General features: G+C 37.1%; 16 protein-coding genes. 3 read left to right on the top strand and 13 right to left on the bottom strand.

The annotated features are described in order from the left end of the window. Window positions 1-3: 3 nt before the first annotated feature. The 5 genes from DW721_RS04515 to DW721_RS04495 all read right to left on the bottom strand — a co-directional run bounded on the left by DW721_RS04515 (window position 4) and on the right by DW721_RS04495 (window position 3597). Window positions 4-1092 carry an iron-containing alcohol dehydrogenase family protein gene (locus DW721_RS04515; RefSeq protein ID WP_118744963.1) on the bottom strand — a complete coding sequence of 363 codons (1089 nt, stop codon included), beginning with the start codon at window positions 1090-1092 and terminating at the stop codon, window positions 4-6. 22 nt (window positions 1093-1114) lie between these two features. Then, window positions 1115-1429, bottom strand: a complete 315-nt coding sequence (locus DW721_RS04510) for a nucleotidyltransferase domain-containing protein (RefSeq protein WP_022015553.1) — start codon at window positions 1427-1429, stop codon at window positions 1115-1117. A 63-nt stretch (window positions 1430-1492) separates the two neighbouring features. Next, window positions 1493-2029, bottom strand: a complete 537-nt coding sequence (locus DW721_RS04505; protein ID WP_055942001.1) for an HI0074 family nucleotidyltransferase substrate-binding subunit — start codon at window positions 2027-2029, stop codon at window positions 1493-1495. A gap of 139 nt (window positions 2030-2168) precedes the next feature. After that, window positions 2169-2579, bottom strand: coding sequence for a transcriptional repressor (locus DW721_RS04500; RefSeq protein WP_347560354.1), 411 nt, complete (start codon window positions 2577-2579; stop codon window positions 2169-2171). 163 nt (window positions 2580-2742) lie between these two features. Then, entirely contained in the window at window positions 2743-3597 is an 855-nt protein-coding gene (locus DW721_RS04495; protein WP_118744962.1) for a putative manganese transporter, read from the bottom strand. Window positions 3598-3978: 381 nt separating this feature from the next. Between DW721_RS04495 and DW721_RS04490 the strand changes: the two genes are divergently transcribed. After that, on the top strand, window positions 3979-4845 hold the full coding sequence (locus DW721_RS04490) for a LysR family transcriptional regulator (protein WP_022015549.1): 867 nt from the start codon (window positions 3979-3981) through the stop codon (window positions 4843-4845). 10 nt (window positions 4846-4855) lie between these two features. Here the strand turns inward: DW721_RS04490 and DW721_RS04485 are convergent, their stop codons facing one another. Both DW721_RS04485 and eno read right to left on the bottom strand, forming a co-directional pair. Continuing rightward, window positions 4856-6226 carry an MATE family efflux transporter gene (locus tag DW721_RS04485; protein ID WP_243035942.1) on the bottom strand — a complete coding sequence of 457 codons (1371 nt, stop codon included), beginning with the start codon at window positions 6224-6226 and terminating at the stop codon, window positions 4856-4858. A 221-nt stretch (window positions 6227-6447) separates the two neighbouring features. Continuing rightward, window positions 6448-7743: a phosphopyruvate hydratase gene (gene eno / locus DW721_RS04480; RefSeq protein WP_118744961.1), complete on the bottom strand. Its 1296-nt coding sequence runs from the start codon at window positions 7741-7743 to the stop codon at window positions 6448-6450. A 345-nt stretch (window positions 7744-8088) separates the two neighbouring features. Between eno and pyrB the strand changes: the two genes are divergently transcribed. Further along, window positions 8089-9012: an aspartate carbamoyltransferase gene (gene pyrB, locus DW721_RS04475; protein ID WP_022015546.1), complete on the top strand. Its 924-nt coding sequence runs from the start codon at window positions 8089-8091 to the stop codon at window positions 9010-9012. A 35-nt stretch (window positions 9013-9047) separates the two neighbouring features. Beyond that, window positions 9048-9473 (top strand): aspartate carbamoyltransferase regulatory subunit, encoded by a 426-nt coding sequence (locus DW721_RS04470; RefSeq protein WP_022015545.1) that lies wholly within the window; start codon window positions 9048-9050, stop codon window positions 9471-9473. A gap of 203 nt (window positions 9474-9676) precedes the next feature. Here DW721_RS04470 and DW721_RS04465 read toward each other — a convergent pair whose 3' ends face one another. The 6 genes from DW721_RS04465 to DW721_RS04440 all read right to left on the bottom strand — a co-directional run bounded on the left by DW721_RS04465 (window position 9677) and on the right by DW721_RS04440 (window position 19834). Then, complete coding sequence (locus tag DW721_RS04465; protein ID WP_118744960.1) at window positions 9677-11014, bottom strand: leucine-rich repeat protein; 1338 nt, start codon at window positions 11012-11014, stop codon at window positions 9677-9679. 175 nt (window positions 11015-11189) lie between these two features. Next, a complete protein-coding gene (locus tag DW721_RS04460) occupies window positions 11190-12860 on the bottom strand; it encodes a formate--tetrahydrofolate ligase (protein ID WP_118744959.1) in 1671 nt (556 codons plus the stop codon). A 203-nt stretch (window positions 12861-13063) separates the two neighbouring features. Next, window positions 13064-13936: an ATP-grasp domain-containing protein gene (locus DW721_RS04455; RefSeq protein ID WP_118744958.1), complete on the bottom strand. Its 873-nt coding sequence runs from the start codon at window positions 13934-13936 to the stop codon at window positions 13064-13066. Between the two features lie 97 nt (window positions 13937-14033). Continuing rightward, complete coding sequence (locus DW721_RS04450; RefSeq protein ID WP_118744957.1) at window positions 14034-15008, bottom strand: RimK family alpha-L-glutamate ligase; 975 nt, start codon at window positions 15006-15008, stop codon at window positions 14034-14036. A 45-nt stretch (window positions 15009-15053) separates the two neighbouring features. Beyond that, window positions 15054-18548 carry a DNA translocase FtsK gene (locus tag DW721_RS04445; protein WP_243035941.1) on the bottom strand — a complete coding sequence of 1165 codons (3495 nt, stop codon included), beginning with the start codon at window positions 18546-18548 and terminating at the stop codon, window positions 15054-15056. Window positions 18549-18814: 266 nt separating this feature from the next. Next, window positions 18815-19834, bottom strand: coding sequence for a DNA/RNA non-specific endonuclease (locus DW721_RS04440; RefSeq protein ID WP_243035940.1), 1020 nt, complete (start codon window positions 19832-19834; stop codon window positions 18815-18817). Window positions 19835-20008 lie beyond the last annotated feature (174 nt).

The following is a 20008-nucleotide window of genomic DNA, read 5'->3' as shown; positions in this document are numbered from 1 at the left end:
AATTTAAGCCAGATAGGCCGCCATATCCTCTACATCTTCCCTTGTAACCTTAAACGGAACGGCATTTAATTTTCTAGGTGTTGCCATTATCTCGTCCGTCATCTTCTCTATATCTTCTTTTGTAATCTCATAATCACCGAGAAGCTGTTTTATAAGAAATGCAAACTGCTCTAATTCATCAAATCCAAGCACTGCAAGGAAATCTGCTACCTCGTCAGGCATTTCCTTCTGAATGACTTTAAGATAGCCAGGCAGGAATAAACCTACTGCTTTTCCGTGTGGTATGTCTTTGTTATATGTAAGATAATAGCTGAGTCCGTGTGGAATTGATGTTCCGGTGTGGGTTATAGCCATTCCTGCTAGACATGATGCGAGCATAAGCGAATCATATGCTTCAAAGTCTGCCTCCTCGCCGAGAAGTACCGGAATATTTTCTGCCCATACTGAAATTCCATACTGACAGAGCATTTTGCTAAAATCAGTTGCCTTTGAGTTAAAATAACTTTCCACCATATGACCGAGGGCATCTACAGCAGTATTTTTAATAACACTTTCCGGTGCTGCCGCAAGATATTCAGGGTCTATGCAGGCAAGTTCCGGATAAATCTTATGGCTGATACTCTGTTTTGTGTTTTTGTCATGTCTTGTAAGTATCGCATACGGTGTAACTTCTGAACCTGTTCCGCAGGTTGTAGGAATTTCAACAACCGGAATCGCACGCAGTTCTAAATTCTGGTAAAGCACTTCCTCTGTCGTATCCCTGTTCTGTATCATAAGTGCTATCGCCTTTGCAGAATCCATCGGCGAACCGCCGCCTATTCCGATAACAAAGTCTGCCCCCTCATTTCTTCCGAACTCGCTTGCTTTCATTATAAGCTCAACAGACGGATTTTGTGGAACTTCATCAAATATAACATACTCCGTTGCATTTTCGTTAAGTACATCTATAACATCCTGAAGTGAATGATTCTTTTTTGATGATGACTTACCTGTTACTATAAGTGCTTTCTTACCAAACGATGCAATCTTTGCACCATTGTTCTTTACTGCATTTTTTTCCTGAAACACCTGTGTAGGCATATAAAAATTCATTGTTGTTTTCCTCCTGATCTATCTAAAATGTATTTTGATACAATAATATCCCTTTTTCATCTATTTCTTTTCGCAAAACATCACTGACTAATATACTGTCATAATCAACAATATCAAACATAAGTAATACCGGCAGATTTTTAACCGCTTCCTCAAAGTCTGCCCGCACCATCGGCGAACCATAACCTTTTACGGCAAGGTCAACATCAGAAACATCACTCGCAGTTCCATCAGCCCTTGAACCAAAAATAATAAGTTCTTTCAAATGAAACTTTGCCGCCAGTTTTTGTAAATCCGATAATATCCCTGCTTCTAAATCAACATCTTCTAACGACATTTTTAACCTCCAATTTATCATTACTGCTCATACTTAAGTACAGATAATAACACTTTATTTAACTTATGGCTTTTTCCAATGCTCGACAATATAATCAACTGACACATCCTGTTTTTTTGCTTCTTTTACGGCTAACTCCCATAATGGAACACCTTTTATTTTTGATTCTTCAAGCAAATCCTCCGACACTTTTGCTGCCTGTATCTGTTCGTCAGGTATTACATCTTTAAAATAATCTATAAGTTCTTTCATATATCCCAGATATACTTCTTCTATCTTGCTTTTATATATTACGGCAACCGACAATCTGTATATATGGGCATCATCATTTCTGTTTTGCAGCATCTCAAGCCAGACGGCACCATCTTTTATTATCCCCTGATTGTGAGCCAGACTTAAGATTTCCTTTGGAGAGCCTGTTTTTGCCGCCTGCATCCCTAAATTTTTATACATATATTCTTTCATTGTTTTCCATGCAAGCTCAAACAGCCTGTCAAAATCAGATGTTATGGCAGAAACATATACTTCTGAAAAATCACCAATTTTATTATTTCGCACAATAGACTCATATGCACTTTTAAACTGTTCAAATTTCTTCATAAGTCTGTTCCTCCAATGCTCTAAAATGTAAGTCAAGCTGATGTGCACAATAAAAGTGTGGCACTTTCCTGACAGCGTTAAATATATTTTATCATTGAACTGTTCCAATGTAAAGCATACTCACAACGCTTGTTCACACCTACGACTGAGCATTAGCACACTCTCTGCAGGTTCCATATATTATCGACCTTTTACATTCTATAAAAAATCCGTGCTCACTCTGTATATGTGCAGCTATCTCATCCATAAACTCACATTCAAGATGAAATATCCTGCCGCATTTTATACATTGAAGATGCAGATGTTTTTCGCAATGGTGTCCGTCCTCAATATACTGGAATGTAGCCTTTTTTCCTTTTTCGGCGGCATATTTTACTATCTTTTTTTCAATTATCAGTTTGTCTAAAAATCTGTAAATTGTTGTCTTATTTACGGCACATTCTTTTTCGATAAGATAATTTTCTATATCAGCCGCCGTGACCGTCCTGTTTTTATTTTTTTCAAGATACTCTAATATTCTTTTTCTGCTTGGTGTTGAATATCCCTGCATATTAATCCTCATTTCTGCACACGCATTTTTGTGCATATCAGGTTTGTGTCAAGTGTGTGCAGACACAAATCTTGAGTGTGAAAAATCGGATTATCCACGCTAAAATCCTGCATATATGGATTTTTCACACTATCCTCTGTATAAAAAGTTCATAATAAAGATGTCAGAATGTTATTCCAAAAATCTGTATGAAAACTCCCCAGAATACTCCGAGAATATACATCACTCCTACTATACTAAGATTTTGTTTTATATGCCTGTTCAATCTAAAAAGCACCAGCATACCGACTCCTGCATTTACAAGAAGTCCTGCCATCATCGCACCTGCACTTATAACTCCGTCAAGATAAAATTCAGTTATTACGACAGACGAAGCACAGTTTGGTATAAGACCGACAAGGGCAGACAAAAACTGTTCTAACATTGGCATTGCCGAAAAAAGTCCTTTAATATTTTCAATCCCCCAGAAATGTGTTATCAGATTTAACACAAATGAAATAAGGATAATATATATTGCAATCTTAACAGTATGCTTTACTGCCGAAATAAATGAGCCGTCTTCACAGTGGCAGTGTTCTTCCTCACATACTATATGAATATCCGGTTCTCTTTCTTTTTTCATAAATATCTTTAGATAAAAATATTCTGCCACAAGGCCTGAGATTACTGCAATAACCACTTTTGTACCTAATATTCTCAATATTGTTGCGACTGATACTTCTCTCGATATAAGTATAGGTAACATCTCATCAGAGGTTGACATAAATACGGCAATAAGCGTTCCGACTGTTATGATACCTCCCGAATAAAGACTCGCCGCCGCTGTTGAAAATCCGCACTGTGGTATCACACCTAAAATGCCTCCCCATACGGGACCGGTCTTTCCGGCTTTCGCAATCTTTTCTTTGAGATTATTATTCATTTTATGTTCAAGAATTTCCATAAAAAGATATGTGATAAATAAAAACGGTACAAGTTTCACACCATCGATAAGTGTATCTTCTATTACTTCAAACATAATCTTTTACTCCTTAATTTTAAATTTGCAATTTATTTGCATTTGCAACCAAGTTGCATTTTATATAATACACCATTTTTTTGATATGTCAAGTTTGTTATTTTCTGCTTCTGCGTAACAGTTCTACCATAAAAAGGTACTTAACAATACAATGAACAAGCTCATTGTATTGCCAATTATCTTTTTATGGCTGAACTGTTACGATTTATCATCATGATAAAGACTTGACAATCATTATCTCCAAAATATATATTTATCTATGATAAAAAGTGTTACTGTTCACATCTGCGGTGCGAGTGGCTTATAGTCAGGCGGATATTTGCAATTCACTCTGCTGCTTTATTGATAGTGTTAAATAAATACGAACGGAGAAATACCATTATGGAAATGAACATTCAGAAATATATGTCGTTTGTCAAAACAGTTGAATATGGAAGTTTTACTAAAGCATCGGAAATTTTAAATTATTCCCAGTCGGGCATCAGCAGAATGATTGGGGACCTTGAAAAGGAGTGGAATATGTGTTTACTTGAAAGAGACCATTCCGGTGTAAAACCTACATCTGACGGATTAAGACTTCTTCCTTTTGCCAAGAAACTGTGTGATGATTTTGACAGATTACAGATGGAAGCCGACAACTTAAATGACCTCTCATCAGGCATTATAAGAATAGGTACCTTCTCAAGTGTCGCGACCTACTGGCTTCCAAATATCATAATGGAATTTAAAAAGGATTATCCGAATATTGAATATGAACTTCTTATCGGTGATTACGATGAGATAGAGAGCTGGATAACAGACGGTCGTGTCGATTGCGGTTTTATCTGTCTGCCCGCTTCTCCTGGAATCGAAACAATTTTTCTTGAGGAGGATGCTTTTCTTGCGATACTGCCAAATAAACATCCACTTCTAAAATATGATAAAATTCCTTTGAAAGACCTTTCAAAGGAACCCTTTATGCTGCTTGAAAAAGATAAAAACACTGAAATCTCTGAAATCTTTAAGGAAAATAATATTACACCGAATACACAATTTACGACATGGGATGACTATGCCATCATGTCAATGGTCGAACATGGACTCGGTGTAAGTATCCTGCCTGAGCTTATATTGCAAAAAAAACCTTTTAATATCGTGACAAGACCTCTTAATGTCCCGGCAAAAAGACAGATAGGTCTTGCACTAAAAAGCAGCAAAAACGCATCACTTGCAACAAAGAAATTTATTGAATATCTGAAATACCGCTAAATCTGAGTTATTATCCTGCAGTATTGTTGTTAAATACCTTTCTTCTTATGACATAATAACTCAAAAGCACCAGTGAGCCTGTTATAACCCATGAAACCGGATAAACATTCATCAGGACTTCAAAACCTTTAAACTTTCTGCACACGGTATAAATCCATGCAAGTCTGAAAACACATGTTCCAAACACCGTTATAACAGCAGGTGTCATAGAGTATCCCATTCCTCTTAATGTTGAACCTGCTATCTCATATGTAGGGATAAGGAAATAAAAGCTTAAAAGACGCATCATTCTTACTGACGCATAATGTGCTACTTTGGGCTCTGATGTGAATATCCCTATAAAAAATCCTTTCCACAACAGAAAACATCCGCACATTATTATGGTGACGGCTACCGCAAGTGTCATTGTTATTCTGTATATTTTCTTGCACCTGTCATATTTTTTCGCACCAAAGTTCTGGCTTGTAAATGTCATCGTTGCCTGATTGAAAGCCGAAATCACAAAGTACGCTATATATTCGTAATTAAGACCTGCTGCCGAACCCGCAACCGCATCTGAACCGTATTTGTTTAACTCTGCCTGTATAAACACATTTGCAAATGAAAATACCATTGACTGAAGTCCAGCCGGCACACCAATCTTTAACATTCTTATAAGTTCTATCTTATGTATCTTAAGTTCTCTCGGATAAAGTTTTATAGGGTCTTTTTCTTTTATGAGGAAATAGACTATCATAGAAGAACTTATCATATTGGAAACAACAGTTCCTATACCTACACCTGCAACACCCATGTGAAAAACGATTACCAGTATAAGGTTTATTGCGGCATTTGTCACTCCTGCAACAACAAGACAGATAAGCGGTCTTTTGGTATCCCCGATACTTCTTAATATTGAAGCCCCAAAGTTATAAACCATTATAAACGGCATTCCTGCAAAATATATCCTCAGATAAAGCACCGCCTGGTCTATAACATCATAAGGTGTTCCCATAAGCTCAAGTATCGGCTTTGCAACTGAGATACCAAGTACAAGCAATATGATACCGCTAAAAAATGCAATGAGCATTGCCGTATGCACCGCACCTTTTATCCTGTTAGTCCTGCCCTGTCCTATGTATTTTGCAATGACAACATTTGCACCGACTGAAATCCCTATAAAAAGATTTAACAGCAGATTTATAAGTGCTCCGTTTCCGCCGACTGCCGCCTGTGCCGTACTACTCGCAAATCTTCCGACCACCGCCACATCAACGGCATTAAACATCTGCTGTAATATACTGCTAAGTGCTATAGGTATCGCAAATATAAGTATCTTATCCGTCAGACTTCCATTTAACATATCCATCTGTTTATTTTTCTTAACTGTAACACTACTCATTTTTATCAAAATCCTTTCAAAATATATAAAATCAACACTTAATTATCCGAAAATACAAGTTTTTATCCTTCCTTTTTTCTATACAAAGACAAACAAGAGCAAAAATCAACTTTTTGCCCCTGCCTATCTTATTACTTTTATTTTGTTTTTTCAAGAGTGGATTTTGATTTATATAAGTTTATTGTATTTCCAGCCACTTTTTATGACGGAAACACTACATTTTATTTTACATTAAACGCATCCATTCCCGGATATACCGCACTCTCGCCGAGTTCTTCTTCAATACGGAGAAGCTGGTTATACTTAGCGACACGCTCACTTCTGCTTGGAGCGCCTGTCTTTATCTGGCAGGTATTTAAAGCCACGGCAAGGTCTGCAATAGTCGTGTCGGCAGTCTCACCTGAACGATGTGAACTTATAGCCGTATATCCTGCTTTATGAGCCATCTTAATTGCTTCAAGCGTCTCTGAAACAGAACCAATCTGATTTAGCTTGATAAGGATTGAATTTCCGCAGCCGAGTTTAATACCTTTTGAAAGTCTTTCAGTGTTTGTGACAAAAAGGTCATCACCGACAAGCTGAACTTTGTCACCAAGTTCTTTTGTGAGTTTCTGCCAGCCTTCCCAGTCCTCTTCGTCAAGTGCATCCTCGATTGAGATAATAGGATATTTTTCCACAAGAGATTTCCAATGCTCAATAAGCTGTTCAGATGTATAGACAGTTCCAGCCTTTGGAAGTTTATATTCTCCGACTGTACCTGTTTTCCACTCAGATGAAGCAGCATCCATTGCGATGCGGAAATCTTTTCCAGGTTCATAACCAGCTTTTTTAACGGCTTCAAGAATAGTCTCGATAGCTTCCTCATCAGATTTAAGAGCAGGAGCAAATCCTCCCTCATCACCTACTGAAGTTGCAAGTCCTCTCTCCTTAAGGATAGCTGCTAACGCATGAAATACCTCTGCACACCAGCGGAGACACTCTTTAAATGAAGGTGCTCCGACAGGCATTATCATAAATTCCTGAACATCAAGTCCTGACGAAAGTGCATGGCAGCCGCCGTTTACGATGTTCATCATAGGAACCGGAAGTTTATTTCCTGAAATTCCACCTAAAAATCTGTAGAGAGGAATTTCAAGTGCTGTGCCTGCCGCACGGCAGCAGGCGATAGATACCGCCAAAATAGCATTTGCACCAAGTTTTGTCTTTCCCTTTGTTCCGTCAGCCTTTATCATTGCGGCATCAACGGCATAAATATCTGATGCGTCCATTCCGGTAAGCACATCATTAATTGTTGTGTTAATATTTGCTGCCGCCTTTGTGACACCTTTGCCTAAATATCTTTCTTTATCTCCGTCTCTTAATTCAAGTGCCTCAAATTCACCTGTCGATGCCCCGGACGGTGCTGTTCCCCTGCCTACTGTTCCATCAATAAGATGAACCTCTGCCTCAACTGTCGGATTTCCTCTTGAATCAAGAATTTCTCTGCCTACTACCTTTTCAATCTCTAAATATGTCATCATTACCTCTTTTCTGCGTACTATAGCTATTAGTTTGTAACAGAATATAATTGATACCGCAAATATATTACAGCAGATATTGAACCATCTGCACGCAACGACTTTACCAACTAAAACACCGACTTATATTCATGTACGCCTGATACAAGTCTTTTCGATAGTTAGCTTACACTAACCATTCTGATAAATCAATATCTGCTATTGATAAGATTTCCCATTTCAATAAATTAAATTCAATTTTTATGGCTGAGCTGTTACAATTTTTTTCATTTTTTTATTTATCACTATTGAATACTTTTAATCATTGTAGTAAAATTAGAAAAATACATTTTATAGGGGGTAACCATGAGACATTTAATAAGTCCACTTGATCTATCTATTGAAGAATTAGATGAAATTTTATCCTTAGGACAAGCTATTATGCAGAATCCTGAAAAATATTCCCATGTATGTGATGGAAAGAAATTAGCCACTTTATTTTACGAACCAAGTACAAGAACCCGTCTTAGTTTTGAATCAGCAATGCTTAATCTCGGTGGTAAGGTACTTGGTTTTTCTTCGGCTGATTCAAGCTCAGCGTCAAAAGGAGAGAGTGTCGCAGATACTATCAGAGTTATTTCGTCATTTGCCGACATATGTGCCATGCGCCATCCTAAAGAGGGTGCACCTACAGTTGCATCAATGTACTCTAAAATTCCTGTTATAAACGCAGGTGACGGCGGTCACAATCATCCGACCCAGACACTTACAGATCTTCTTACTATCAAATCCCTCAAAGGCCGTCTTGACAATATGACTATAGGTATGTGCGGAGATCTTAAGTTTGGCCGTACAGTACACTCTCTTATCAATGCAATGGTAAGATATGAAAATGTACGCTTTATTCTCATATCTCCAAACGAACTGAAGATACCTGATTATCTCAGACAGGAAGTCTTAGACGCAAAGAATATTGAATATATAGAGACTAATGAGCTTGAAAAATATATGCCTGAACTTGATATTCTCTACATGACAAGGGTTCAGCGTGAACGCTTCTTCAACGAGGAAGATTACATACGATTAAAAGACAGCTTCATACTTGACCGTGAAAAAATGAAACTGGCAAGGGATGATATGTATGTTCTCCATCCTCTCCCGCGTGTAAACGAAATATCTACTGATGTCGATGATGATCCGAGAGCTGTTTATTTTGAACAGGTTCACTATGGAGTATATGCAAGAATGGCACTTATCATTACATTGCTCGGTCTTAAAGATAAATGCTAAACCATATCAGAAAATAAAGAAAGGGGAATTATACCATGCTTAATATCAGCGGTTTAAAAGAAGGAATCGTTATAGACCATATACAGCCGGGCGGAGCCATGAAGATATATGAATATCTCAATCTCGAAAAAATGGACTGCCAGGTTGCTATCATTAAAAATGCCAAAAGCAATAAAATGGGCAAAAAAGACATAATCAAAATTGAGGGTAATCTCAATATAGACCTGAATGTATTAGGAGTTCTTGACCATAAGATTACTATCAATATTATAAAAGATAATAAAATAGTCGGAAAGCATTTGCTTGAATTACCGGAAACGGTAACAAACATAATAAAATGTAAAAACCCACGCTGCATAACATCCATAGAGCAGGAACTTCCACACAAATTTAAGCTTACAAACCGTGAACACAGAATATACAGATGTGTTTACTGCGAGTCCAAATTTAAAGGAAACTAATTAGATACTCTTAATACTGCACCACATTTATGTGCTTATTATCACATTATACAGGTAGTATTATTAAAAACATATTTTTATTAAAACACCCCAAAAAACATTACATATAAACAATGCTTTTTGGGGTGTTTTTTTCGCTGTCAGTAAAGCAGCTTGTCCCACTCCTGATATGCTTCAATAACAGCTAACATACTATTAAAAATCTATTTTGTCCTATAATTTTTATCAACTGATGTAGATTTTGCCTTAGGAAAATACTTTTTAAGCCATGTATGGTCCTTTGCCATATACGCATCTGTTTTCAAAAAATATGTCTTATATACATGAGTATTATTAAAACTCCAGTTTACAATAGGATCATCATAGGTACAGTCAACATGATACCATTTATTTTTTATCTTGACGAGATTCCATGCGTGCTGACCTCCGGTTACCATCATGCACGGAATATTATAATGCTCCATAATCGTCATAAATGCCTTTGAATAACCATCACAAACCGCTACTCCGTATTTAAACGCACCTTTTGCCGTATGGCTTACATAAGGGACTGTTCCGGTCGTATAAAGTCTTTTGTCATACTTAACATTCTGTATAAGCCACTTGTGTGCGGCAACTACCTTTTCATAATCACTCATGCCCGGTTTTACATACTGCTTATATATGACACGCAATGTTGAACTGTTTGTTTTAGCTTTAACCGTAATCTTACAACTGTAACTTTTACCATTGCAAATCGCAGTTATGGTAACCTTTCCATTCTTTTTTGCGGTAATCTTTCCGCTGCTGTTTACAGATGCAATCGACGAGTGATTACTTTTCCATTTTATGCTCTTTGACGGATTATACAAATAAAGCTGAAACTTTTCTTTTGCTATCATACTCTTACTTTTATTTGAAAGCTTTGTAGCCTTTGAAGTGGTTGTCATTATACTGTATTTTTTTGCATATTTTACCGCATATGAATTTTTAGGTGCAACTATCGTAAGTCTTTTTTTATTGCAATCAGTAAATGATGAAGATGTTATCGACTTAACATTTTTTGTCACATTTACCTGATAAAGATTTTTGCAGGCTGAAAATGCATTATATCCTATCTGGCTGCATGATGACGGCAGCGTGATTTTTGTCAATGAAGAGCAATAAACAAAACACTCCATAGGAATGGCAGTGAGTTTTTGCGGAAGTCTTACACTTTTTAATTTAGTACAATAACCAAATGCATCTATTCCTATGGTTGTTATCGTATCCGGAATATAAACATTTGTAATAGTAGAATTCTTATAAAACACTCCATCAAGAATCGAAACAACCTGTCCATCATTAATACGCTCAGGTATAGTCACCGAACCTCCCTCTCCCTGATATGCCGCAACATTAAATGTTCCATCCGTATTTTCCGTATAATAAAAGCCCTGGTCATCAACATATACATTCTGTGCCGATGCTTGTTCCGTTCCACTGTAAGAAAGGATTACACCGATTACCATAAGCATCAAAAATAAACCGGTCCTTTCTTTTATATAAATGATAAACTTCATCTAAAACCTCCCTATGATAAACTCAAGGAGTGCAGTTCTAAAAGACCTGCACTCCTTTTCGTCTTTCGTTACCACATACATAGCTGTATAATAGTAACCTTTTTGAAATTTGACAATTTTGTTATTTTGTTTTTTATATATTATACATTTTTATTGTGTCTAAACATTGTCAGACTTATGATAATCCGATAATAACTCCATCATCATTTACATCTATCCTCTCAGCGGCCGGATGAAGCGGAAGTCCCGGCATTGTCATGACAGTACCAGTGATTGCAACCACAAAACCTGCACCGGCTGAAACATAAACCTCACGGATATTTATATTGAAGTTTTCAGGTCTTCCAAGCTTCTTTGCATCATCAGATAATGAATACTGATTTTTTGCCATACAAATAGGTGTATTTCCATAACCGAGTTCTTCAAGTCTGTCAATGGATTTTGCAGCGGCTGCGTCATAGGTAACACTAGCAGCACCGTAAATCTCTTTTGCAATAGTCTCAATCTTTTCTCTGATAGAAAGATTTATATCATAGAGCGGTTTGAAATGGCTTTCTTTTGTCTCAAGTGTGTTGATAATCTTCTTGCAAAGTTCAACTCCGCCTTCTCCGCCTTTCTCCCATACTTCTGAGAGTGCAAAGTCACAATTTCGCTCCTCACAGAAATTCTTTACATATTCAAGTTCAGCATCTGAATCCGTCACAAATCTGTTGAGTGTAACAACGCAAGGAACTCCAAATTTAGCAACATTTTCGATATGTTTTTCAAGGTTTACGATACCTTTCTTCAATGCGTCAAGATTTTCTTCTGAAAGTTTATCTTTTGGCACTCCGCCATTGTATTTTAATGCTCTTACTGTTGCCACTAGTACAACCGCATCAGGTTTAAGACCTGCCATACGGCATTTTATGTCAAAGAATTTTTCTGCACCGAGGTCTGCACCAAAACCGGCCTCAGTAATAGTATAGTCTGCAAGTTTAAGTGCTGTCTTTGTTGCACGCACGCTGTTACATCCGTGTGCTATATTTGCAAAAGGTCCTCCGTGCACAAATGCAGGTGTATGCTCCAATGTCTGAACCATATTTGGTTTGATAGCATCTTTTAAAAGTGCCGCCATAGCTCCGACCGCATTTAACTCGGCTGCCGTAACAGGCTTTCCCTCATAATTGTATGCAACTATCATTCTGCCAAGTCTGTCTTTTAAATCTTTCATATTGTCGGCAAGACAGAGTATAGCCATAATCTCTGAAGCAACAGATATGATAAAGTGGTCTTCTCTAACAACACCGTCCACCGGTCTTCCAAGTCCTACCACAATATTTCTGAGAACACGGTCATTCATATCCATACAGCGTTTCCATACTATCTGGTTTGTATCAATCCCGAGTTTATTGCCCTGTTTGATATGATTATCAAGCATAGCTGCCAAAAGATTGTTTGCCGATGTTATCGCATGAAAATCTCCCGTAAAATGAAGATTTAAGTCTTCCATAGGTACAACCTGTGCATATCCGCCACCGGCTGCCCCGCCTTTTATACCAAAACATGGTCCAAGTGACGGCTCACGAAGTGCAATAGCTGCTTTCTTTCCAAGCTTTGCCATAGCCTGACCGATACCTACAGATGTTGTTGTCTTTCCCTCACCTGCCGGTGTCGGATTTATGGCTGTGACAAGAACAAGCTTACCGTCCTCCCTGTCTTTTACCTGTTCCCAAAGCTCATCTGAAATTTTTGCTTTGTATTTGCCATAAAGCTCTAAGTCATCTTCTGCAATCCCAAGCTGTTTTGCAACCTCGCGAATATGAATAAGTTCCGCTTCCTGTGCGATTTCAATATCACTTTTCATCCTGTAACCTCTTTCCTGCATAGTCTTCACATAAAATACACTGATACCATAAGCATCGTATTTTATAAGATATTGCAATTTTATTTGTAAATAATTTTTGTCTCTTAAATATTCTGTAATTATCGCAGAATATTTACTTCATTTTTTGAAATCAGTACAATAGAAATTAAATTTCTGATACATTGAGCATGAAGTATCAATTATTAAAGATTTAATTTTCGTTGTACAAGTTCTACATATTCTTTTACTATATCATGTTTTGAACAATTATACAACATTCGTGAACCGACCATTTCTTCCAGTTCATTAAAAACAAGTCTGCCGTCTCTTGTAAGTATAAAATCTATTCCTGCCATTTTAAGCTCATCCTTTCCGAAAGCTTCAATAAAATTTTCGATAAAATTACGCTGTTTTTCATCCGGGAAATATTCTGAGACACTTCCACCAAGAGAAAAATTTGACTTGAAACCGTCTTTTCCATGTCTTAATACTGCCGCATATATCTCGCCAAATAGTATATAAACCCTTATATCGTTGCTGTCACTGTCTATGCGTTTTTGCAAAATGCAGTCATGTCCCTTAAGCTTTTCATATACACAACTTTCCAACAGAAAAACTTCACTGCCGCCGTGTCCGTCAACAGATTTAATCACAAAATCATTTCCGTTGTATTTATCTATTGTCTGTTTTAGCTCATCGGCTTTTACAAAAACCGTATCTGCTATCCATTCTTTTTGATTTTCAGGTTCAAAACCTTTTCTTTTAAAATAATCTTTCAGATAACAGTAAGTCTTGTATTTGTTATTTCCAAGTTCAGTTATCTTAGAGGAATGAAAAACTTTTATATCTATATCTTCAAATCTTTTGCTTAGCCTGTACTCCCTTGTGCGGTTTATAACAAAAACAGCATCATTAAAACTGTTTTTAAACACATCGCCGGACATTGCAGCCGTGACTTCGTAAGATACATATTCTAAAACTATATCATATTTAAAAAACTCTGTCATAAGCATTTCTATAAAACCGCTGTTTTTCTGAGCTTCTTTATCATAATAAATAATATATGCTGTTTTCACTTGTTCTCCATTCTGTTTATATAAACAATTTTAATTTCTAATTATAAATGTAATATTTATCAAAAACTCTCTCAAACCTATGTTTTTGTGTGCATTTTCAGTGTGACATTATATATTTCATTATTTCATCAGCAACATTTACGCCTGTGCACTCAAATATATTTTTAAAATGAGCATTTGAGTTTACCTCACATACCATATCGGCAGGCATATCTGCACCATTTGAAAACAATAGGTCAACTCCGGCAAAATCAAGTCCTAACGACTTTACCGTATCAGTCGCAAGCTTTATCTCACTTGCATCCGGTTCATAACTTTTCATCTTACCGCCATGCGTTATATTGGCTCTGAAATCTCCATCATCTGTATATCGGTACATTGCAGCCACCACTTCATCACCTACGACCTGAAGTCTTACATCAAATCCACTGCTTTTTTCTATAAACTTCTGAAATATCATAGGTTTTCCGCCTATATCACTGACTCTCTTTTTAAGTTCATCCATATCATGAGCCATATATACCTGCATACCAAATGAACCAAAACATTCTTTTATCACAAGCGGAAAACCAAACTTTTCAGCAACTTTATCCAAAAAATTCATGTCCGTATATCCTATATTTTCGTATGTCATAGGTGCAACTATCGTCGGAATCATTTTTATCTGCTCCAAAGTATCGTGCAAGTCATTCCACTGCCCTATCTTTTCATATGTTGCAGATTTATCATCACAGTCAGCTATCGCACGGATATTGTTATAGATAGGAATGTTAATCTTTTTGCATATGTTCGTGAACTTCTTTCCAAGTCTTATGTCTTTATCCCAGAAAAGGATAAACCTGTATTTTTCAAGAGTTTCGATAAGCTCTTTGTCAAAAGAAGTTCCATACGAACACAGAAATTCGGAATTTCCCATGAGTTCAAGCTTTATATCGTAAGTCTCGGCGGCGTTTTTAAGCCATTTATAATGCGTTAGAAATTTGCCGCTGTGCAAAAAATCATTATAGATAAGCAGTGCTTTATCCGAAAGCCTGTTACTGTCTGCATATCCATCATTTATGTTGTTTCCCATTTTTTCCTCTTTTCTAAACTGTACTATAATAAATAGCTGTTTTCTTTACTGCTGCACAAATCTCTCCGAATCCTGTCCGAATTTTTCTGAGATAGCATCTATCTCCTCGTCAGATACCGGCTCCGGTGCATTGCCAAGCATCATTTCAAATTCATTTTTGCTCATAAGCACCTTACGGGGTTTTGTTCCCTCTGCCGGGCCTACAACTCCCGCATCATGAAGCTGGTCTATTATCCTTCCTGCCCTGTTAAATCCAATTGAAAATTTTCTCTGAAGCTGTCCGGCAGCGGCTCTGTCAGACTCTATGACAAATCTGCCCGCCTCCTCAAAATATTCATCTCTGTCAGATTTTGAATCCCTGTCAGAGTCTTTTGAATCATTTGTTTCATCCTCAACAATTTCAGTAACCTTGTCGTTATACTGAGGTTCTTCATTGTTATTTTTAAGGAACTCGACTACATCACTGACTTCCTCATCCGTGACAAATGCTCCCTGCACTCTGATAGGTTCTGAATAACCCGATGGGAAGAAAAGCATATCACCTTTTCCAAGCAGTTTTTCCGCACCACCCCTGTCAAGTATTGTTCTTGAATCTATAGCAGATGATACCGAAAATGCTATTCTTGACGGTATATTTGCCTTAATCGTACCTGTTATAACATTTACTGACGGACGCTGTGTTGCGAGCACCAAATGAATACCTGCGGCTCTGGCAAGCTGTGCAAGACGGCATACTGCATCTTCAACATCTTTTGATGCAACCATCATAAGGTCGGCAAACTCGTCAACTATAACAACTATGTACGGCATCTTTGCAAAGCCCGCCTTTTCAGGATTTTCAACTTTCTTTATCTTATCATTATATCCTGCAATATTTCTCACACCAAGCTCCGTAAATTTATTATATCTGTCACTCATCTCTCTAACTGCCCAGTTAAGAGTTGCAGCTGCCTCTTTTGCATCCGTCACTACCGGACACATAAGATGAGGGATTCCATTATATACGCTAAGCTCAACAACCTTAGGATCTATCATTATAAGTTTAACATCATTTGGATCGGATTTATATAAAATACTCATTATAAGCGTATTTATGCAGACGGATTTTCCGGAACCGGTTGCACCCGCAATAAGAAGATGCGGCATTTTACCTATATCTGTAAGGATAAGTTTTCCTGATATGTCCTTACCTACTGCAAAAGTTAGCGGTGACTTAGCTTTTTCAAATGCCTCTCCTTCAAGAAGTTCCCTGAAATAAACAGAACTTGGTGTAGGATTTGGAACCTCGATGCCAACTGCCGATTTGCCCGGTATAGGTGCTTCTATACGGATGCTCTGTGCCGCAAGGCTTAACTTTATATCATCAGTGAGCTTGGTAATCTTGTTTACTCTCACACCCTGTTCAGGTAAAAGCTCATATCTCGTTACTGTAGGCCCACAGGTAACAGCACCCATTTTTACATCAACATTAAAACTTTTTAATGTATCCTGTAATTTTTGAGCAGTCTCTCTAAGTTCAGTGTCACTTAATGAATCATTATTGTGTACCGGCTCACCGAGCAGCTCTATCGGCGGAAATGCATATGCCCTCTCTATAACAGGTTCTTCCACCTTTGTCTTGTTCAGTGCATTAAATGACTCTGATGCCGAAACATAGTCATCACCGCCAAACTTTCCGTGTTTATCAGCTCTTTCAGGCTTTTTATAAGAAACCGCTTCTTTCGGTTCTATAAACAGTGCATTATCATTATAATTATCATCGCCATCGTTATTTTCCTCTGCACTCACATTTTCGGCTTCAACATCTGTCTGTGTATCATAACTTTCTACCTGTGTGGTATCATATGAATACAGATTTTCACCGACTTCCATTTTATCTTTTTCAGCCGCATCACTCATATTCACTTCTGTTTTTTCTACCGCAGTATCATTGATGTCTACTGCTGTCTCTTTATCGTTTTCGTCTTTAAAATGCTTTTCTACTTGTGTATCGTCATATTTTTGAGTTTCAAAATCCTGCATAGAAGCTGCCGACGCTTCTTCTGCTGCTTTCCTGCGTTCTTCCTCTTCTTTGTCCGCCTTTATTATTTCAGGTTTATAATCTTTAGAAAAAGCAGAGTTCTCATATGCGGTACTCTCATTTACTATTGTCTCATTTTTTGGAGAATCCTGCTGTTTTAAACTACTCCCAAAACCTCTACCAAATTTCTGGTTCATCTCTTCCCTGAATATTGGAATCGGTTCTTTATCAGGCTTTTTTTCATATGATTTTAAATCAGCAGCATTAAGTGTGCTACCGCTTTTTAAAATCGTATCTTTCTTTTGATTTTGTGTATCTGCACTGCTTTTTTCACTTATACTTTCTGTTTCGTTACTGTCCTTTATAATCTCACTTACATCCGCAGCTTTGTTTATTTTATTTTCTTTTTTTGTTTTTTCTTTAATGGATTGCTTCTTTTTCTGTTCATCAAGAAACTTTCCCATCATTTTAAGATCAACCGACTGCATAACATTATCTGAATTTTCCCGTACTCTCTCAACATAATCAAATTTGTTCTTGCTTTTTATATTATTTTCACTTGCATGGCTGTACTTTTTGCGTATGTCTGTTTCTTCCTGTTTTTCCTCTTTACACCTGCTTCGCTCACCAAGCGGACTAATTGCTGTTTTTCCTCTAAGCACGGTATATGACGGCTCACTAAAATCAATTTCATCTTTTACTTCTCCATACAATCTTTCCATTTCTTCTCTGTATGCATTTCTTTTTCTAAGTGCCGCCATAATCTCAATGCCCTCAAAGACAAAAACACTTAGCAGCAAAAGTGCAAACAGCAAAATACACGCTCCGACAGAACCACATACTTTTGTTAATAATGAACTTATCCATCTTCCAATAAGACCACCGTTGCTCTTTCCACTCTCAAGAACATCCTGAAGTGTAAGATTCATGCACTCAAAATAACCATGATGTAAAACATGGTTTGAAGTATAGTATTCAGTTATAATCTCTTTTCCGGTCAAAAGGTCAGTTATTGCCAGCATACATACAAAGGCTCCAATAATGCCTCCCATTTTTCTGGGAACTCGTCTGTCACCCCTGTTTACCATCGTAAATATATAACCTATAAATATCCCCAGAGGAATAAACCATGCCGCCCAGCCGAAAAATCCAAAGCAAATTCCACCAAAAACTCTTCCGACCACTCCGCCAAGTCCAAAGAAACTGATATATAAAAAGACTGCCACTATTCCTATAACAATAAGTGTAATTCCTGTCTCAAATGCAAGCCTGTCCCTGTATTCAGTCACATCCTGAATTTTACGCTGATGTGTAATATCTATCTTTACCGGTGTTTTCTTTCTGGTTGTAGTTTTTGCGGCTGTCTGATGCCCTGCCTTTTTTGAAGCTCCCGCTCTCGAAGTTTTCTGTCTGCTTTTTCCTGAAGCATTGCTTTCAAAAACACTTTCATTTTCTTTTTTATTTTTATCGTTGACCTCAATTTTTTCTTTTGTCATTCTTTTATTTGAAGCCGCTGCCATTAATTTTCTCCTTTTTTATACATATGTACTCTCAGAATCTTCTCAAAACGAGTCATTTCGGCTGGATTTCTGATATACTGTTTCCATTTTCTCGTCGCACACACCTTGTACGCATACATACTTTGTATGTATTGCGAAAATGTTATTGTATATCAAAAATCCATCTCGAAATTCTTCATTCAGAATACTCCGAGAATACATTACATTTCTAAGTTTTAATTATATCTTTTTTTAGGATAATACGCAAGTTTAAAATAACAGACCGCTTACGGATTGCATCTCTTACAAGGTTCATATCCTTCCTTGATAAGTTTTTCCCTATCACCCTTAAAAGATTTTCTGTTTTTTATCAGCGTATCATTTACACTGCTGCATGATGGCAGATGAAATTTTTTCGTATTTGTATTTAATATATATCTTTGAACTTTTGAAACCTTTTTTCGTGCTGACGAATAACTGTTCTTTCTGTCAGACACCGAACTATTTTCGCTCTTATCTCCCGACAGACTGCTTTTTCCTGTAGCATAATCTATAGTTATCTTCGGCTGGACATTATACACAAAGACATTAAAGCATACTCCCCTGCCTTTATCTTCAACAGAGTAACCCTCCATCTTAACTCCTTCAGCCACAAGATTGTTTCCCTTATATACCGGAGTAACCCTATATAAAACATGGTTATTTGTTCTCTTTACATAATCTGCGACTTCATCCTCAAAAGGCAGCATTCCCGTCACATTCATATATCTTGTTCCGGTAATGAGATTCTTCTCATTTGCATTTTCTCCTGCAAGCTGGAAACCTATAAGATGGCAACGGTTATAGAGATAATTGCCATCAACTATACCTGCATATTTTGCAGTCTGCCAGCCGCTCGGTTTTATCATACCTATACCTGTTCGTTTTGTAGCCGGCATAAGTTCCTTACATATATTGGCAAATGCAGCACCACATCTTCCAAGACTGTCAAGTTCACTGTAATTTTCAAATATCTGCGTGCTTTTCTTTTGCTTATTCGTAAAATCAGGTTTGTTATTTGAAATTATTCCGTACGGCTCACCATTATACGAGGTATGTGTAAGCCCACTCTTGCCAGACATTGCATTATTTTTAGAATTACTGCTGCTTTCTGAACTGTCGTCTTTCACAGAACTTTCATACCCCGCTGATGAAGTGCTGTATTTATCACTTATCTCGGATAAATTCTGACATCCCGAAAATACAAGCGAGACTAAGAGAAAACTTATAAGAAGCCTGCTCTTAAATTTAACTTTCATATTGTTCATCTTTTATATTCTCCGTTTTTTTAAATAACAAACTGCCATCCAAAATATATCAGATATATCCCGGATGACAGTTTTAAATATTTATAAATTTATCTGTATTGAAACTAAAAGTCATATATCACACATTTATAGACAATGTATGGTATCAATTTGTGACAAAATATCTTTTATCAC

Source organism: Clostridium sp. AM27-31LB, from assembly GCF_003480745.1.
Lineage (GTDB): Bacteria > Bacillota > Clostridia > Lachnospirales > Lachnospiraceae > Butyribacter > Butyribacter intestini.
This window is presented reverse-complemented; position numbering and strand designations above follow the sequence as displayed.

Bases quoted from the DNA above. Each gene is read 5' to 3' on its own strand.
- eno (WP_118744961.1), bottom strand. From the start codon at position 7,743: ATGACATATTTAGAGATTGAAAAGGTAGTAGGCAGAGAAATTCTTGAT.
- DW721_RS04490 (WP_022015549.1), top strand. From the start codon at position 3,979: ATGGAAATGAACATTCAGAAATATATGTCGTTTGTCAAAACAGTTGAA.
- pyrB (WP_022015546.1), top strand. From the start codon at position 8,089: ATGAGACATTTAATAAGTCCACTTGATCTATCTATTGAAGAATTAGAT.
- DW721_RS04470 (WP_022015545.1), top strand. From the start codon at position 9,048: ATGCTTAATATCAGCGGTTTAAAAGAAGGAATCGTTATAGACCATATA.
- DW721_RS04495 (WP_118744962.1), bottom strand. From the start codon at position 3,597: ATGTTTGAAGTAATAGAAGATACACTTATCGATGGTGTGAAACTTGTA.
- DW721_RS04440 (WP_243035940.1), bottom strand. From the start codon at position 19,834: ATGAACAATATGAAAGTTAAATTTAAGAGCAGGCTTCTTATAAGTTTT.
- DW721_RS04460 (WP_118744959.1), bottom strand. From the start codon at position 12,860: ATGAAAAGTGATATTGAAATCGCACAGGAAGCGGAACTTATTCATATT.
- DW721_RS04485 (WP_243035942.1), bottom strand. From the start codon at position 6,226: ATGAGTAGTGTTACAGTTAAGAAAAATAAACAGATGGATATGTTAAAT.
- DW721_RS04445 (WP_243035941.1), bottom strand. From the start codon at position 18,548: ATGGCAGCGGCTTCAAATAAAAGAATGACAAAAGAAAAAATTGAGGTC.
- DW721_RS04505 (WP_055942001.1), bottom strand. From the start codon at position 2,029: ATGAAGAAATTTGAACAGTTTAAAAGTGCATATGAGTCTATTGTGCGA.
- DW721_RS04515 (WP_118744963.1), bottom strand. From the start codon at position 1,092: ATGAATTTTTATATGCCTACACAGGTGTTTCAGGAAAAAAATGCAGTA.
- DW721_RS04450 (WP_118744957.1), bottom strand. From the start codon at position 15,008: ATGGGAAACAACATAAATGATGGATATGCAGACAGTAACAGGCTTTCG.
- DW721_RS04500 (WP_347560354.1), bottom strand. From the start codon at position 2,579: ATGCAGGGATATTCAACACCAAGCAGAAAAAGAATATTAGAGTATCTT.
- DW721_RS04510 (WP_022015553.1), bottom strand. From the start codon at position 1,429: ATGTCGTTAGAAGATGTTGATTTAGAAGCAGGGATATTATCGGATTTA.
- DW721_RS04465 (WP_118744960.1), bottom strand. From the start codon at position 11,014: ATGAAGTTTATCATTTATATAAAAGAAAGGACCGGTTTATTTTTGATG.